This window comes from Parasphingorhabdus pacifica, assembly GCF_054779195.1.
On record NZ_BAAGYS010000010.1, the window covers coordinates 144,766 to 160,559 of the forward strand.

Here is a 15,794-nt window from a genome sequence, read left to right on the forward strand (position 1 = left end):
GTCACTTCTCGACCTGCTTTCGGACGAGTTGCTGGAGTCGCTCTTTGTCGTCCGCGGAGACGAGAACGTGGAGAGTGACTCGGGCGCGGGTGACCATGACGTAGAAGGCCGCCGTACCATGCTCGTCGTACTCCTGCGGCAGATCGCACACGATCACGTGCTCCGCCTCAAGGCCCTTGGCGTAGCGCGGGCTCGTGATGACGAACCCGGCTTCTCCCCGCGTGAGCGGACCATCCGAGGTCGAGCTGATGATCCAGATGCCATCCCGGCTCGCCCCGTTGGATACCAGGTCGCGCGCGATCCGTTCGGCAGCCGAAACGTCGGTCGGTCCGTCAAGATCATACCAATGGACGCGGTCACCGTTGACGATTCCCGGATCGCCGACGTCCGCGCGCAAGTATTCCTGCACCACGTGCACGATCGCGCGGGTGTTCCGGACGTTCTTCTGGAGCTGGAGCCGGGTCGCCTCCTCGCCGACGAGGTCGCAGACATCCGGTTCGTATTGACCGTCGACGTGCGCCTGGTTGTTCGGGTCGAGGAACATCCTCCAGCGTCCCTCAGCTCTGCCACCGCGAATTGCCTTGTCCAGCGCGTCCATGCCGTCGGCGGTCATGAGGTCTTGGGTTTCGTCGATGAGTACCACGTCATACTGATCCCCCTCGGAAAGTTCGCCGAACGGCAACAGATCGATGTCCCGGTTCGCGACCAGCGGCTCGAAGAAGCCCACCAAGGACGGCGAATGGAAGGTGACGAGCACCGACCTGCCTGCCGCTGCCTCCTGCTTCGCGGCTTCGGCCAGGACCAGGGACTTACCGGTTCCTGCGCCGCCGAACACGAGCATGCGCGGATTCAGCGCGAGTGCGGCCAGCACCTGCGCCTGTCCCTCCGTAGCCCGGTTCTGCTCCTCAATGACCGCCCCGCGCTGAGCGTCGACGACCGGCATGCGGGTGAACTCGCCGAAGAGCCGAGTGCGCAGCTCTTCGGGACGTGCGATCCGGCGGCGGGGCGGAGCACTTCGCGTCTCTTCGGCCACCTCGGTGAACGCCGCGGTCAGCCTGGCTACGGTCATCGTCTCCTTGCTCCACCAGTGGCTGCGTTTCCACTCGACGGCAGGTGGTGGCGAGTCGATGTCTGGAGTGACGGCAACGGCCTCGCACGCGAACCACCCCGCACCGTCCTCGTGGAGGATGTCGCGCAGCGCGAACATTGCAGTCTGAGCCTGAGTCATGGGCGACTCGCGCAGCCTATGCCAATCGCTGCGGCGATCGACCGTGTACCAGTTGCCCTCGAACTTCCGGATACCGCCGCCCTTGACCTCGAGCACGATCACCACGCCGTCCCACAGCACGACGAAGTCCGCCTCAGCCTGCTGCTTCAGCGTATGGCTGCGCAACTTGACGGAGTGGAATGCCACCGCATCCTTGGGCCCTTTCACCTGTTGGAGCATCCGCGCCAACCGGGTCTCGACCGTGCTGGCACTCGAGACCTCGATATCACGGAGATCGGGAACGAGGATCACGCGGGCTGTTCCTTCCACAGGCCCTCGTACTCGTGGTACGCGAGGAAGTTGTTTACTGCGCCGAAGTTGTCCGCGACATCCACGATGACGCATTCCTCCTTGCCGCCGTTCTTGGGGCCGCGCAGACCACGCCCCGCCATCTGGATGTACGCGCTTGGGCTAAAGGTCGGCCGGGCGATGTAGAGGGCCCGCACGCCGGGCGCGTCGAAGCCCTGGACCAACAGATCGCAGTTCGCCAGGACCCGGGTTTCGCCCTTCCTGAACCGCTCGATGACCTCGCGGCGTTCCTGCCTGCCGGTCTGGCCGCTGACCGCGGCCGCTTCAACTCCCCGGTACCGCAACGTCGCTGCCAGTACCTGTGCGGACAGTACGCTCGGCGTGAACACAAGAATCGGCCACTCGGGGTCCTGGGACAGGATGTGGTCGACCAGGATTCGCATGCGACCCTGGTCCTGGCCGAGTCGATCCAGCACTCCATCGACACGGTTTCGTACCTCGATCTGCCGTTGTTCGTCCGGAGTCAGGGTGACCTCGACGCCGGAAAGTACCTCGTGCCGCACGCGCGCCAACACTCCCAGCTTTTGCAGTTCTCGGTATGCATTCTCCTGGAATTCAGCGATCTTGTTGCCGTCGAACCGTGCGGCCAGCTCTGCGGTCTCTCGCCCATCCTTAACGTTGCCCCTGAATGGGGTAGCGGACAGTCCGATCAACGGCCGTTGCCGGTTACGGCCCTCGACGCCGAGCCACCTGAGGATGCGGGTGTAACGGTTTGATCCTCCGGCCCGGTGAGCCTCGTCTATGAAGATGGCAGCTGGACGGCTCAGCCACTCATACTCGGGCTCATCGAGGATCGCTTCGAGTTTGGCGTCGGTCGCGACAACGACACTCACGTCAGTGTCAGGCTCGTGGACGGTGTTGTTCTCCCAGAGCCGCCCGATCGCGAGCGCACGCTCGTCACCGAGATAGCGCCAGACCGTGTTGAAGGTCTGCACAGCCTGCTCGCAGAGCTCGATCGACTGTGCGATCCAGAGGACGGTTCCACTAAGTACCTCGTCCTTGAACAACCTGAGCACAGTCTCGGTCGCCACTCGGGTCTTTCCTGCGCCCGTCGGGAGCTCGATCATGCCCTTCTGGCCATGTCCCTGGTCCGGCGAGTGCGTGAGCAGCCTGCGCAGCTGTTCACTGATTCGCTTTTGAAACGAGTGCAGGTCGTTGAGCTTTACCGCTCCCGGAACGATGAACTCGTCCGGCTGCGACTCGGCGCGTCGGCCCGCGTATTTCGTCGCGAAACCCATCTTCCGTAGCCAGTCGATCGTCTGACTGCCGCCCGCCCAACCAGTCGGCACATCGGTGTAGCCCTCGAGCCGAAACTGCTCAGCGAGCTGCTTGACCGCTTCGCTGCCGTACACGATGAGGAACAGTTCGGCGACGGACGCCGAACCATCGACCAGCCCCTGCGCCTCCAGCGCCTGCCAGAGTCCCCGCGGCAGGTTCTCCTTGAGCGTGTCGCGTCCGAAGAAGACCTCGAGCCGCTCGGCGTCGTTCGCCGCCGCGCGTGCTTCCTCGCGCTGCTCTTCCCGCTGTCGGTCCAGGGTCGCCTGCTCGACGTTGTTGAGGTCGGCGTTGGACAGGCGCAGGTCGAGAGCCTTGTTGACGACTTCCAGGACCCGGCGTTCGCCGATCTCCTTGCGGACGACCAGCGTCAGTCCGTCAAGGTGCCACTCGAGCGCCTGGTCATCCACTCCGTCCTCGGTGGTGACGCGCTTAACTATATAGATCGCCCTGGCCACGGAGGTGTTCCTGGCCGTCTCGTTCTCAGCCGCCCAGGTCTGTTGGAGCCCTGGATACAGATCCATGACGGGATCCGCTTCCTGCCGTCCCTCGACGATCGTCGAGAAGGAGAAACTGTCCTCAAAGCGACGACATCCGACCTGATCCAGGAACTCCTCCACCTGCTGAGCCTCGACACGCAGATGCGGTTTTCGCTTCTCAGTCAGGAGCTTTTGCTCCTCGTCGGACGTCGCCAGATAAATGGACCTCGGACGATGCCCTTCTACCACGTGCCCAACGCGGGCGAGGACTTGGGGTGGACGGCCGTCCGGGTAGGCCCGCGCGCTCGCGATCAGCACGAATTTCGCGAGCACCGTGTCATTGACCACCTGCGGTGCGTCCGCTTCGAGGGCGTCTTTCAGGACCTGGGCCGGGATCTCGTCGAGCTGACGGGGCAAGTGCAGCATGTCCTCGAGATGCCGTGGGCCCTGGTATAGGGGAAGCAAGACCTGGTATTCGACCAATGCGGGCGAGACGACGCGTCCCGGTGAGCGGAATCCGTGACTGGTCTTCACGAGCCCGGCCTCGGAAACCGCCCACCGCACCGGTGAGATCACCGGGCGGACCTGTTGGGTGTCGACGTCCTCGCAGTTCCAGGTGCGCCGACCATCGGCCTCCAAGAGCTTGTGGGTCCATTCCGCCCGGGTCGAGTCCGGTGCGCCGGACTCCGCCATCAGCAGTAGGACCGAGAACGGCCCCCCTCCGAGGTACTGGTCGAAGTCGATGTTCTCGACCGGACGCTCGCCCGGACCGAGCCGACGGTTGAGATCGGCCCGTACGAAGTCCTTGTACCGGTCCGCACGTATTTCGTCTTCGAACCGATACGAGCCGGTCGGTTCATGAATGACGCCAGCCGCCCGGGCGACACTGGGCTGACAACGCTCACGGTCGAGCAAGTAGGTGTCGCTCTCACCGCCCAAGCCGTCCACGTCCAGCACGGACTGCGGCGAGGCCCAGCCGCCATCGCGTGTGGGAACCTTGAGGTGATCCGGCTTCATCTGCTTGACGATCCGTTCGGCCTCAGCGAGGCGAACATCCATCACAGCGTCCCAGAACGCTTCTTGCGCCTCGGGATCAGAGCTCGACGAAAGTTTCCTGAGCCTGGCCCGTAGGATCGCGACCGGGTCCAGATCCGTGAACCTTTGGGCCCGGAGAGCTTTCTCGACGCCCGGGATCGCGAGGAACTCCGGCAGAACGAAACCCGCACCCTCGATTTCGACATCGTCAACACGCTTGAGATACACGCTACCGCGGTCATTGAGGGACTTGAGGCCGCGCGTGGTCGGGATGATCTTCGCCGCCGAGAGTCCATCCCCCTTGCTGGCCGTCACGAACGACAACGCGCGGGCCGCGGACGCGTGGTCGCCGTCCGCCCATTCGCGCAGCCACGACAAAATCCCACGCACGGGAACCGTCGAGAGGATTCTCTTCTCATCGCGGTTCCCGGCCATACCCGGCGCCGAGCGGTGAACGTAGAGCTGCCGAAGCCGCGCAGCGCGGCGAGGTGTCGTGTAACAACTCCAGTACGGAACGTCGTCGCCCGTATTCGGAGACGTGATCCACTCCCGGTGGTAGTCGCTGTGAATGTCCACACTGAAGTCGAGCGGTACCAGGTCATCCGGGTAGCAGAGAATCCCCTTGGCGTCGGGGATCAACGTCCGCTGTGCGCTTACCCACGGGACGTGCGCGGACAGCATCTCGTCGCCGAACGAGAGGGCCTCGCGACCACGCGCGGGCATGTAGTCCAGGTGCGCCGCGGGATCCTCGTCCTTTGTCACCCGAGGCAGCATGTAGACGAGCATGTCCGAGAGGGTTTTGAGGATTTCGCGATTGTAGTCGTTCCGCAGCAGAGTCGTGCGATCGTCATTGACGCTCCAGGGGGCGTTGAACAGGGCGGAAGCGGTGGTCTCGTCCTGAAGCGGGAAGTAGGACCAGAACCGCCCTGTCTGCAGGTCCGCGTAACGGTCCGGTAGCGCGACGGTCACCTTGACGCGGTCGCGTGACACCGCCTCACCGACCTCGTGACGGGCCTGCGGGCTTGGGGCGTGCATACGGTTCAGCACGTGCCAGGTCCGGTCGTCGCCGTTGGGACGCTCAATCCGGAACCTCCCGTCGTCGAGAGCGCGGGAGGTGTGGCTAGTCTCGAAGTCTCCTTCCGGTCGCCCCAGGATTCGCAAGCGGATCTCCCGGACCGCGTCGACGAAGAGTAGGAACTCTGAACGAAACCCTTTGATCTCTTTCTGGAGGCTGTCGAGCCGCCCAGCGTGCGGTAGACGCACGATCGTCGATGCCCACGCCGAGAGCTCTTCGAGGACCGGGTCCGCGTTGAATTCAGATTCGACATCCGGTATCTGCGTGGCGGTCCGGAGGACGGGGTATCTCTTTGCTGTGGAGCCGATCGCACTAAGAGCTTCCTCGGCTTTCGAGGAGCTGAACTCGAACGAGATCGACTGACTGAAAACCTGCGGTTTGTCGGTCACGGCGAGGACGGACTTGAACCCGAGACCGAAGCGTCCGATCTCGTCTCCGCGCTTGCCGGAGAGGTGCGAGTGGGCGAGGGAAGTCAAACCACTTTGCGAGAAAGGTCGCCCCGCATTGGCGCAGTAGAGCGTCTCCGTCTCAAGGTTCAGGACGATCTCGACTCGTCCTGCCCATGGTCCGGTCTCACCCGCGCCGGCCATCGCATCGGCTGCGTTCTGGACGAGTTCGAGGAGGGTCCTGTTGGCATAACCACCGACACGGATCGACTCCTCGTGGTTGGCATGCTCGACTATCAGATTCGGGTTCGCTCGGTAAGCATCTGTCGCTCGCTCGAAAAGCCCCTCGAGTTCACGGGCCAGGGTGTCATCCGGCACCCATTCGCTCGCCGTCATACCGAGACCTCCTCGGCCAGCGATGTTGCACTGCCCTGTCGCCGATCGTCTTGCCGCGGCAGGAAGACCGCCACCTCCCTCGTCAACGGCACAGTGTCGCACGCTGCCGAGACCGCCATACCGTGTCCAAGTACGGTGGAGCGCTGACCCGCGCCGGCCAGGAACTGCTTCAGAGTCCTCACCGTCTCCCCTAGCTAAGCCTGCATGGCCAGCCGCTTACAGTACTCGATCACACACATTGGGTGGCGACATGGTCGTGCGCCGCCGGGAGTGAATCGGGTCACCCCCGTTTCGAACCTTCAATCATGCATTATCGCCTCGCAGGGTCGAACGCTCCGCTCAACGAGAAACCACTCCCCGTAGAACCAATGCGTTGATCACGCATCAGGAGCGCATACCGACGCCAACTCACTCAACCAACGAAGCGCAGACCTCTTTACCTACTGGCTGAACACTGACTTCGGATGTAACCCCGCTTGAGCTGGGCGCCAATCGGTAATGCTCCAAAAGGAGGTTTGACCCACGCGCTCACGTGAATCGCTTCCATTGAAAAGCGTTTCGTGGTAGAGCCCAGCTGATCACCCTGTCCATCGCGACCGGCCGCGGTGCCGGCAGCCCGGACAAGACGCGGGCCGACTAAGATCTCCACCGTGGTCGATCAACCGGAAGCGTCCCGACGGGACCGAACTCACGTGGTAGACCTGTTCGCAGGCCCGGGCGGGTTGGACGTCGCGGCACACTGGTTGGGGCTGCGCGTGGATGGCATCGAATGGGATCCGAACGCCCGCATGACCAGAAAGGCCGCGGGCCTGTCCACGGCGCCGACAGGGGACGTTCGCAAGTTGAACCCCGGGAGCTACCAGACCGCGGGGGTCTTGGCCGGGGGCCCGCCGTGTCAGACCTACACGGTGGCGGGCTCAGGCACGGGTCGTAAGGCTCTGGACCAAGTAAAGAAGTTCGCCATGCGGATGGAATATGACGAGCACGGCGTTGGAGAGGACCTCCGGAACCTGGAGGACGAGCGCACCGCCCTGGTCTTGGAGCCGTTGCGCTGGGCCCTGGAAGCGTACCGGGACGGAGACCCTTTCCACACCATCGTCCTGGAACAGGTACCGACCGTTCGGCCCGTCTGGGAAGAATACCGTGGCATTCTCAAGAGGATGGGGTACTTCACAGCCTGCGGCGTGCTAAACACCGAGGAGTTCGGCATCCCTCAGACCCGTAGACGAGCGATCCTAATCGCCTCCCGCGATCACGAGGTGGCTCTTCCTCAGCCGACGCATGCCCGCTACCGCAAGGGGGCTTCATCTTCCGACGTCTCGAACAAGGAGGTGGAGCCGTGGGTCAGCATGGGTCAGGCACTCCAGAAACGTCCCCGACCGTTCGAAGTGGTCTCGAATTACGGAACCGGCGGTGACCCGAAGAAACGGGGCCGCAGGGATTCCTCCATGCCCGCTGCAACTGTCACCGGCAAGATCCTGCGGAACCGAGTATTCGAGGACGGGCAGGACGCCGGCCGATTCGACGTCGACGAAGCGGGCAGACTCCAAACCTTCCCGCTGGACTACCCATGGCAAGGTAAGGACAAAGCACAGCAAATTGGCAATGCTATCCCCCCTCGTCTGGCGGTCCATGTGCTGGCCGCGGCGCTCGGCCTCGATATCGACGACACAGTCCTCGACACCACTGTCGACAGTGAATGGAAACGAACCTTCAGGGAGAAGCCGCTCGCGAATAGGCGACCGATCGCCCGCAAAGCAGCCACCGGAATCGAAAACGACGGGTCCCCACTAGTGTGCTGAGTCGTTAATTCGTTGGCAGTATGCCGCGAGGGTGCCGAGGATGTCGTCGGCGGTCTTGGTCCAGATGAAGGGCTTGGGGTCGGCGTTCCAGGCCTCTACCCAGGTGGCGACGTCGGCTTCGAGCTCGGCGACGCTGCGGTGGGCCGAGCGGCGGAGCTTGCGGGTGGTGAGTTCGGCGAACCAGCGTTCGACGAGGTTGAGCCAGGAGGCACTGGTCGGGGTGAAATGCACATGAAAGCGGGGGTGTTGCAGAAGCCATTTTTTGATGACAGGTGTTTTATGGGTGGCGTAGTTATCGCAGACCAGGTGCAGGTCCAGCTCTGCCGGGGTGTTTTTATCGATGGTTTTCAGGAACTTGAGAAACTCCTGGTGGCGGTGTCGCCGGTGGTGAGCGGCGATGACTGCGCCGCTGGTCACGTCCATGGCGGCGAAGAGACTGGTCGTTCCGTGACGGATGTAGTCGTGCGTCTGGCGTTGCGGGGTGGTTGGCATCATCGGCAAGGTCGGCGCGGTGCGATCCAGGGCCTGCATCTGGGATTTTTCATCCACGCACAGCACCAACGCGTTCTCCGGTGGATCCAGGTACAGACCGACTACGTCGCGGACTTTGTCGACAAATTGTGGGTCCGTGGACAGTTTCCACGTATCCACCTGGTGAGGCTTGAGCCCGAAGGCTCTCCAGATCCGCGAGATCGCCGTCTGCGACATACCCATGGCGTTCGCCAGGGACCGGGTCGACCAGTGCGTATCCCCGTTCGGTGGTGCCTGCTCCAGCGTCGTGGTGATCACCTGCTCGACATGCTCGTCGGTAATCGCGCGAGGAGCGCCCGGCCGCGGCTCGTCGGACAGACCTTCCAGACGATCCTCGATAAAGCGGCGTCGCCACTTGGTCACTGTCGGCGGCGAGACCCGCAACGTTCGCGATACGTCCATGTTGGACACACCATCGGCGCACGCCAGAACAATCCGCGCTCGCAATGCCAACGCCTGTGCTGTCTTGCGCCGACGCGCCCACCCCTCCAACGTTCGCCGCTCATCGTCGGTGAGATTCAGATCCGGCAGGCGCGGCCCTCGACGTCCCATCACCCAAACATACAACAAACTACTGACTCAGTACACTAGAGTTGCCGCAAAAGCGGTCACCGTATCGTCCTGACAGGCTCAATACCCCCTAAAGCACGCTATGTACCAGCAAACCTGGGTATCCGTGGATCTCTCGGAGGCCGCGAAGCAGAAGCAGTCCGGGTGTGTCCGAGCCAGTCGTTCACGACATTCGGCAGGGAGACCTGCGAGCGAGCACGCGCTTCGTACGCGGGCGAGCAGGTGCGTGCGAGGAACATCGGTGCTTCGTCCCCTGCGCTCGCAAAACTCACATCAATCTTGCGGCCGTAGACTGCGAGCGAATACGTCTACAGAAAGGGTAGGGCCCACTCCGCAGATCACCCGCTCCGCTCGGTCCTGCGGCTCACGCCTCTCTCACAAGGTCATCGGCGAAACCGCACCTCCCGCGCGATACGGGCCGCACCCACCTGCGGGTCCTCATGTTCCCAGACCCGGATAACCGACCAGCCCGCCTCGACCAACAGCCGATCGGTTTCGCGGTCACGCTCGCGGTTGCGCCGCACCTTCTCGGCCCAAAACTCAGAGTTCGTCGCCGACTGTGTGTGATGTTCTGGGCAGCCGTGCCAGAAGCAACCGTCCATAAACACCGCGACCTTGGCCCGGCTAAACGACATGTCGGCGGTCCGACGGATCGCGGGGAGCGGACGCATCGACACACGGTAGCGCAACCCAAGCGCGTGTACGGCGCGCCTCAACGCCAACTCCGGCTTCGTGTCCCGCCCCTTGTTTGCCTGCATGCTCTTACGCACGCCCTCACTGGAAGCCCCCACCAGACGCCTAGAAGCCATGGTCGTGACCATACGTCACGGGCGTTGCTCTCCAAACAGGTCGAAGAAGTGCTTGATGCGCACCCTCTTGCGCCAGTCCTGACCTCGATGCCCGGCGTTGGTGTCAGGACCGCCGCCCGCATCCTGCTCGACGTCGGTGACGGCTCCGCGTTCGCAACCTCCGGCCATCTGGCCGCCTACGCCAGCCTCACCTCGGTCACCCGCCGTTCCGGCGGCGACATACGCGGTGAACGCACCCGAGGACGGCAACAAACAGCTCAAAAGCGCCTTATTCCTCGCCGCCCTGACCGACCCCGTCAGCAGGACCTACTGCGACCGCAAACGCGCCAAGGCAAACTCTACGCGGCACTCCGTCTAGCAATGACCTACGACCCGAATTCACGGCTCGTTGGTGTTGCCGTGAACCCGGGTCGTAGGGTTAGTGCGTGTCGGAGGGGCGAGATGCGCACTATCCACACGCATCGCGATCCCGGGGCGCGAGTAGCGGCCACTTAGAGCGTGTCTCGTTTGGACCTTGGTTGGTTTGCTGGCATAATCTTGGTTCTGATTGATGAGTTGCCTCGGCGGCTGGTGCCTGGTCAATGCGTGGGAGAATTCTCTCGCGATGTTCGTTATCAGCGCTCTCGCATCGCCAAGCCGTATGGCGTGCTCTGGAAATGATAGGCGAAGTCGGACGATCGGCAAGCCTACCAGGGAACCGGTCATGTGTTGGCTTGGCTTTCGCGAAGAGACACGGAAGATGCGCACCATGCGGTTCTGAACGCCAAAGAGAAGACTGTGCGTGTGCCATGACTTACAGCTCCGTGTGGCCATCGCCGCGAGACGAGCGAGAAAGACGGCGGGCGGCGATTTGTAGGGACCGATTCGAAGGCGTGCTACACGCAACCCAAGTGGGCCCCTCAGAGGGAAGGTCCGAGGCGTTCAACTCGTCAGGCTTCTCGCGAAGCGGTCCGGCGTTGACACTTGCAGCCTGTTCGGTGATCATGTTCATTACTTGTCACTATCAACAGTTCACTGAGGGGCGCCATGTCGGACGTTTCAGGACTAGAGGAATTCTGGAGGGAGCTTAGTTCGCTAGGTCGCGAAGTAGATTACTTTGTAACCGCCCGACTGCTAGACGGAACACCAGCCGTATGGCCAAAAGAATTGAACTACATACGATGGCGTCATCTAGTCGCCACGCAGCTCGGAGTAGATCCCATGGGCGTGCAACTGGTTGGCAGCGCCCGATTAGGGTACTCAATAAACCCAGGGAAGAACTTTAGATGGTTCGATAGTAATTCTGATCTTGACATCGCAGTCGTTTCTCCCGACTATTTCGACAAAGCATGGGAGGAACTTCGGGGAATTATAGAGCATCAGCATTTCGAGGGAAGAAAAAATTACTTGCGCAAGTTGGTGTTTGAAGAGTGTATTGCGCTCGATGTAGTGCTTCCGCATCTATCCTTTGGAGAACATTGGTCGCAGTGCAGGGATCTATTCCTGCAAGACCTAAGCGGAAAATTCAGAAATTGCTCAATTAACTACAGGCTGTACCGTAATCATAAATCCCTTAGAAGCTACCAAATAAAGAGTGTGAATTTTGCGCGAGATCGCGCTATTGAAGAGGGTGTCGACCTTGACTGACCATGGCCTCAAGTTTGAGATCGAATCGAAAACGGTCGCCGAATTCCGCTCGTTGTATAATTCTGGAGAATTGGTCCTTCGGCCTGAATACCAGCGCAAGGCCGTATGGCCCGAGCGAGCCAAAGTTTCACTAATGGAAACAATCTTGCTTGGGTATCCGATTCCAGAAATCTACCTTTCGTATGAGACGACGCCCGAGGGAAAGCAGACCGCATCGGTTGTCGACGGACAGCAGCGCCTTACAGCTTTGCTAGATTTTCTGGATAACAGATACCCGTTGGATGACCTGGAAAGCGATAGGCTTCAAAGTAAGTTCCACGGAAATCTGTTCAGAGAGTTGCCTGCTGATGTGCGTCAGGAGTTTTTTCAGTATAGGTTTCCGATTCGTCGCCTTTCGAATCTCGCCGATGAGTTTGTGCGTGCGGTGTTTGCCCGAGTTAATCGCGTGAACATGGTACTTACGGAACAAGAGTTGCGGAATGCGCTATTGCCTGGCCCATTCAATGATTTTCTAAAGGACTGCGCAGCGCATCATATTAGCGAAGTTTCGGGCATCTTTAGCGGGGAAAGAAGAAATCGCGGTGGCGATCTAGAATTTTACGCAGAGGTTTTCAGTACATGCATATTCGGCCTTTCCAACAAGAGGACAGAGCTAAATGAGCGTTATGACAAGATATCCACAGACTTTGAAGATTATCACGGCAAAGCCAAAGAATTCCTTGCTTTGCTAGGATTTCTTGATGCCACGATCAAATGGTCCGGCCGTACGCGATGGTCAAATATCGTCGACATGTTCACTTTGCTGCACGTTAGTTGGGATTTGCGCGACACACTCCAGGGTGCCAGTGATAAACAAGCGGCACGACTTCGAGAAGTACTGGACAATTTTCAGCGCGCTGTTTCGTCTTACAAGCGTAATGATGAAAAGGGGGATGCGGATAGCTTGATATTGCCTCTTTCTCGCCTTCTCCAAATCTCCGGGGGCTCCATTGAGGAAATCATTGATGAATACATATCAGGCGTTCGAAACTCCTCCGACCTGGGGTCACGTCGAACACGATCGAGGCAGCTAAAGAAAATTATCGAAAGCTCTTTCGGTGGGCATATAGGCTGATAAATCAATTTAGCTATCCCATTATTGCGCGCTGCACTCTTGCTTCTTGGTGTTTAGGGTTACATGATCCCGCGACCGTCGGCTAACAGTGTGTCTCATATCGTGAATTCTTATAGCAGGTGGGGGGCGGCGGCGCGGGTGAGGAAGGTGCTGAAATGGTGGGCGTACGTTCGTAGCGGATGGCGAGTCGTCGGTTGCGAGGTTTGCTGACGCGTCCTTGTTTGCGGTCCCTCTGTCCCGCCGGGCCCCACAGCATGTACTACCGATGCCCCGCCCGCACCCTGGCACCCGGCTCCCCCGCACTGGCCGACCACCCGCCCGCCGTATACCGCCACGAAGACCTCATACGCGGTACGGCCAACGCCTGGATCGGCCGATTGTTCGCGCCTGAGAACGTCGACGAGATCGTCCAGGCGCTGCTCGCCTCCCAGCCAGACACCCACCACCGCCCCCACCCGCGACAAGGCCAAGCACCGGCTCACCGAGGCCGGAGCACGGCTGCACCGCTTCCAAGCGGCCATCGCCGCCGGAGTGGATCCCGAAGCACTGATCGAAGCGATCAACGAAGCACAAGCCCAACGCGCCGCCGCCCGAGCCGAACTCAACAACACCCCGACACCCAACGCGCCCACCGGCGGCGAGGTCTACGCCATGATCGACGCACTCGGCGACATCGGCGTGGCACTGTCAGACGCCAAACCCGACCGCCTGGCGAGCCTCTACCCAGGCCGTTGACCTGCAAGTACGCTACGAACCAGCCGAGCGAGTGGCCCAATAAAAAAATTCACCCGGCCACAGGCCGGGTGAATAGTAAGCGTGTCGGAGGGGGAATTGAACCAAAACCCCACGCTGAACTTCTCCGACCAGCTGATCCTTCCAGAACGGACACAGTGATCCTGCTAGCTGTTGCGGTATTAGAGCAGCGAGCGGCCTCGTCGCGGTGATACTGGTGGTGGCCGTCGTGGCCATCGCCGTCACCACATTGCACGGGATGCCGTCGGCCAATTAACGCCTATTCCCGATGACATTCGGGCCGATGAGCCTGCTCGGACCTCGCGACGCACGCCGCGCTCGGCAGCTGCCACTCAACGGATTGGTAGGGCCGGACGACCTCTACCGTGTCAGGTAGTGAGCCGCTGGATCCGACCAGGAGTTCCCGCATCCGTGCAGGTCATCGGCTCTTATTCTTCCTCGTTGCGACGATTTCCGACGCGTTGCAGCGCGTCCGGCAGCTCAGCGGCGACCAGGTGCAGCAACTGATCGAGGGCTATAAGCCCAGCGCCACCGTCTACGAGCTGGGTGATCAGTTCGGCATCGAGCGCCGTCAGCGCGATCCTGCACCGCCACGACGTCCCTATGCGCCGCCGGGCGGCCTGTCCGAGGAGCAAATCGACGACGTCGTCCGCCTCTACAGCCAGGGGTGGTCGCTGGCCAGGATCGCCGCACGCATGGATGTCGCCGCCGGCACCGTCCGCCAACGCCTGCACGAGCGGGGCGTCACCGTGCGCGACACCCACGGACGTATCCGCGGGGCTGGTGAACTCTGAAGATCATCGAGCCAGCTAGCTCCAGCCCCGTCGTCCTGACCGATCACTGCGTCTGCAGTGCGCCTGCACGCTTAACGCCAACTCGCAGCAGTGCTGAACAGCGGCGGACTGAGCACCGGCGCTGCGGTGCGCGACCACAAGCAGTGGTTGCTCGGCAAATCGCTGGACACGCATTGTCCGATGGGGCCGTACGCGGTGTCCGCGGACGAGATCGCCGACGTCGCCGCGCTCGAGCTGGAGACGACCGCCAACGGCGCAAGCCGTCAGCTGGCACTGGTCAAGGACCTCATCTTCGACATCCCGGACCTGATTTCGAAGAACTGTCAGACCTCTCCTCCACTATGCTCGCCATGAAGATCAGAGCGGATCTGTCCCTGGAACTACAACTGCAGAAGATCGAGAAGGAAGCGGTCGAGGAAGAGGTCAAGAGGGCGATCGCCGTCGCTCGGCGCCATCTACGAAGCGGCAAGGACGGACGCTTCAGAGGCGGGAATGCTTTGAAGAAGCTGCTGGAGCAAGTGCGCCTCCGGGCCTCCGAGGAGAACGAGTGGGACGTCGTACGGCTCGTGCAAGATTCCCTGGACTACGCAACGGGAAGGATCCTGTTACCCGACTTCGAGGAGAGGTACCGACTGTTCCAGGACGGCGCCCGCAGCGAGAAAAACCGCAACTACGTGTCCACGGTAATTTCAGCAAGCCTCAGCTTCCTTGAAGAGAGAGGCAGCCAGTTCCTGGACGAGCACGGTGAGGCCACCGCGAAAGAGCTGCTCGACCAGCTTGTTTCACTCCCCGAAGAAGTTCGGTTCCTCGATGCCCCGGATGACTGTCCAGGCCGCTACCGCATCGTTCGGGGCCGGGCTGAGATGGCGCTCTGGCTGGAACGGGCCCTCCGTGACCGGGTCGATGTGGAAGACCCGGCCGAGGCAGCACATCGGCTCGTCACCTCGCCGGAAGCACTCAAGGCCCTCGCATACGACGAGGACAGACGGACAGTGCTCAAAGCTGCGGAGCTGAAACAACGAGCGAGCAGCCTCGCGGAAATCCGCACTATCGCGGAAGATCCCTCGGCCGCCGAGCACGCCCTGCAGCATGCCCTACAAGACCAGCACTGGTTCTTCGGGGGACGTTTCGTCAGTGCTGACGCCCGTCGGCGCCTGGTGCCCGGCGACGAAATCGACATTCCCTTGATCCGCGCCGACGGCGCGCTACACGTTGTGGAGCTCAAGCGCGCCATGGGGGCTTCCGCCCTGATCAAGCGGCACCGCAACGCATGGGTGCCCACCTCCGAGGTCCACGATGCAGTCGGACAGGCCATCAACTACCTGGTCGGCCTCGACGAGAATCGGCAACGCATCCGCGACGAGTTCGGCATCGAAACTCGCCGTTGCGAGCGCCATGGTCCTGATCGGCCATCCGAAGCTACACCCGGGCGTTTCCGAGGAAGAGGTCAACGAGGCACTCCGCACGCTCAACACGCACATGAACCGAGTCGAAGTACTCACCTACAAGGAACTTCTCGACAACGCCGAGCGCTCCTTGGGCGATTCCCCAGTCCCGTGACGACATGACCTGC

10 protein-coding genes and 1 pseudogene are annotated in these 15,794 nt (G+C 61.5%); 7 read left to right on the forward strand and 4 right to left on the reverse strand.

From position 1 onward, the window contains the following. Position 1: 1 nt before the first annotated feature. Positions 2–1,519, reverse strand: coding sequence for a nuclease-related domain-containing DEAD/DEAH box helicase (locus ACYVAN_RS15985; RefSeq protein ID WP_460960339.1), 1,518 nt, complete (start codon positions 1,517–1,519; stop codon positions 2–4). Further along, on the reverse strand, positions 1,516–6,222 hold the full coding sequence (locus ACYVAN_RS15990; protein ID WP_460960341.1) for a sacsin N-terminal ATP-binding-like domain-containing protein: 4,707 nt from the start codon (positions 6,220–6,222) through the stop codon (positions 1,516–1,518). The genes ACYVAN_RS15985 and ACYVAN_RS15990 overlap by 4 nt, the downstream gene beginning before the upstream one ends. Positions 6,223–6,872: 650 nt before the next feature. Between ACYVAN_RS15990 and ACYVAN_RS15995 the strand changes: the two genes are divergently transcribed. Further along, a complete protein-coding gene (locus ACYVAN_RS15995; RefSeq protein WP_460960343.1) occupies positions 6,873–8,024 on the forward strand; it encodes a DNA cytosine methyltransferase in 1,152 nt (383 codons plus the stop codon). Here the strand turns inward: ACYVAN_RS15995 and ACYVAN_RS16000 are convergent. Both ACYVAN_RS16000 and ACYVAN_RS16005 read right to left on the reverse strand, forming a co-directional pair. After that, positions 8,013–9,107 (reverse strand): IS630 family transposase, encoded by a 1,095-nt coding sequence (locus ACYVAN_RS16000; RefSeq protein ID WP_460960345.1) that lies wholly within the window; start codon positions 9,105–9,107, stop codon positions 8,013–8,015. The two genes, ACYVAN_RS15995 and ACYVAN_RS16000, sit on opposite strands and share 12 nt — an antisense overlap. 401 nt (positions 9,108–9,508) lie before the next feature. Then, positions 9,509–9,895, reverse strand: a complete 387-nt coding sequence (locus ACYVAN_RS16005; RefSeq protein ID WP_460960347.1) for a very short patch repair endonuclease — start codon at positions 9,893–9,895, stop codon at positions 9,509–9,511. 78 nt (positions 9,896–9,973) lie between these two features. Between ACYVAN_RS16005 and ACYVAN_RS16010 the strand changes: the two are divergent. The 6 genes and pseudogenes from ACYVAN_RS16010 to ACYVAN_RS16035 all read left to right on the forward strand — a co-directional run. Beyond that, a pseudogene (locus tag ACYVAN_RS16010) lies at positions 9,974–10,274 on the forward strand (IS110 family transposase); the annotation flags it as partial. Positions 10,275–11,552: 1,278 nt separating this feature from the next. Then, entirely contained in the window at positions 11,553–12,674 is a 1,122-nt protein-coding gene (locus ACYVAN_RS16015; protein WP_460960349.1) for a GmrSD restriction endonuclease domain-containing protein, read from the forward strand. Between the two features lie 531 nt (positions 12,675–13,205). Further along, positions 13,206–13,409 (forward strand): hypothetical protein, encoded by a 204-nt coding sequence (locus tag ACYVAN_RS16020; protein WP_460960351.1) that lies wholly within the window; start codon positions 13,206–13,208, stop codon positions 13,407–13,409. 479 nt (positions 13,410–13,888) lie between these two features. After that, positions 13,889–14,221 carry a hypothetical protein gene (locus tag ACYVAN_RS16025; protein ID WP_460960352.1) on the forward strand — a complete coding sequence of 111 codons (333 nt, stop codon included), beginning with the start codon at positions 13,889–13,891 and terminating at the stop codon, positions 14,219–14,221. A gap of 90 nt (positions 14,222–14,311) precedes the next feature. After that, complete coding sequence (locus ACYVAN_RS16030; RefSeq protein WP_460960354.1) at positions 14,312–14,575, forward strand: fumarylacetoacetate hydrolase family protein; 264 nt, start codon at positions 14,312–14,314, stop codon at positions 14,573–14,575. Next, complete coding sequence (locus ACYVAN_RS16035; RefSeq protein ID WP_460960356.1) at positions 14,572–15,789, forward strand: Shedu anti-phage system protein SduA domain-containing protein; 1,218 nt, start codon at positions 14,572–14,574, stop codon at positions 15,787–15,789. The genes ACYVAN_RS16030 and ACYVAN_RS16035 overlap by 4 nt, the downstream gene beginning before the upstream one ends. Positions 15,790–15,794 lie beyond the last annotated feature (5 nt).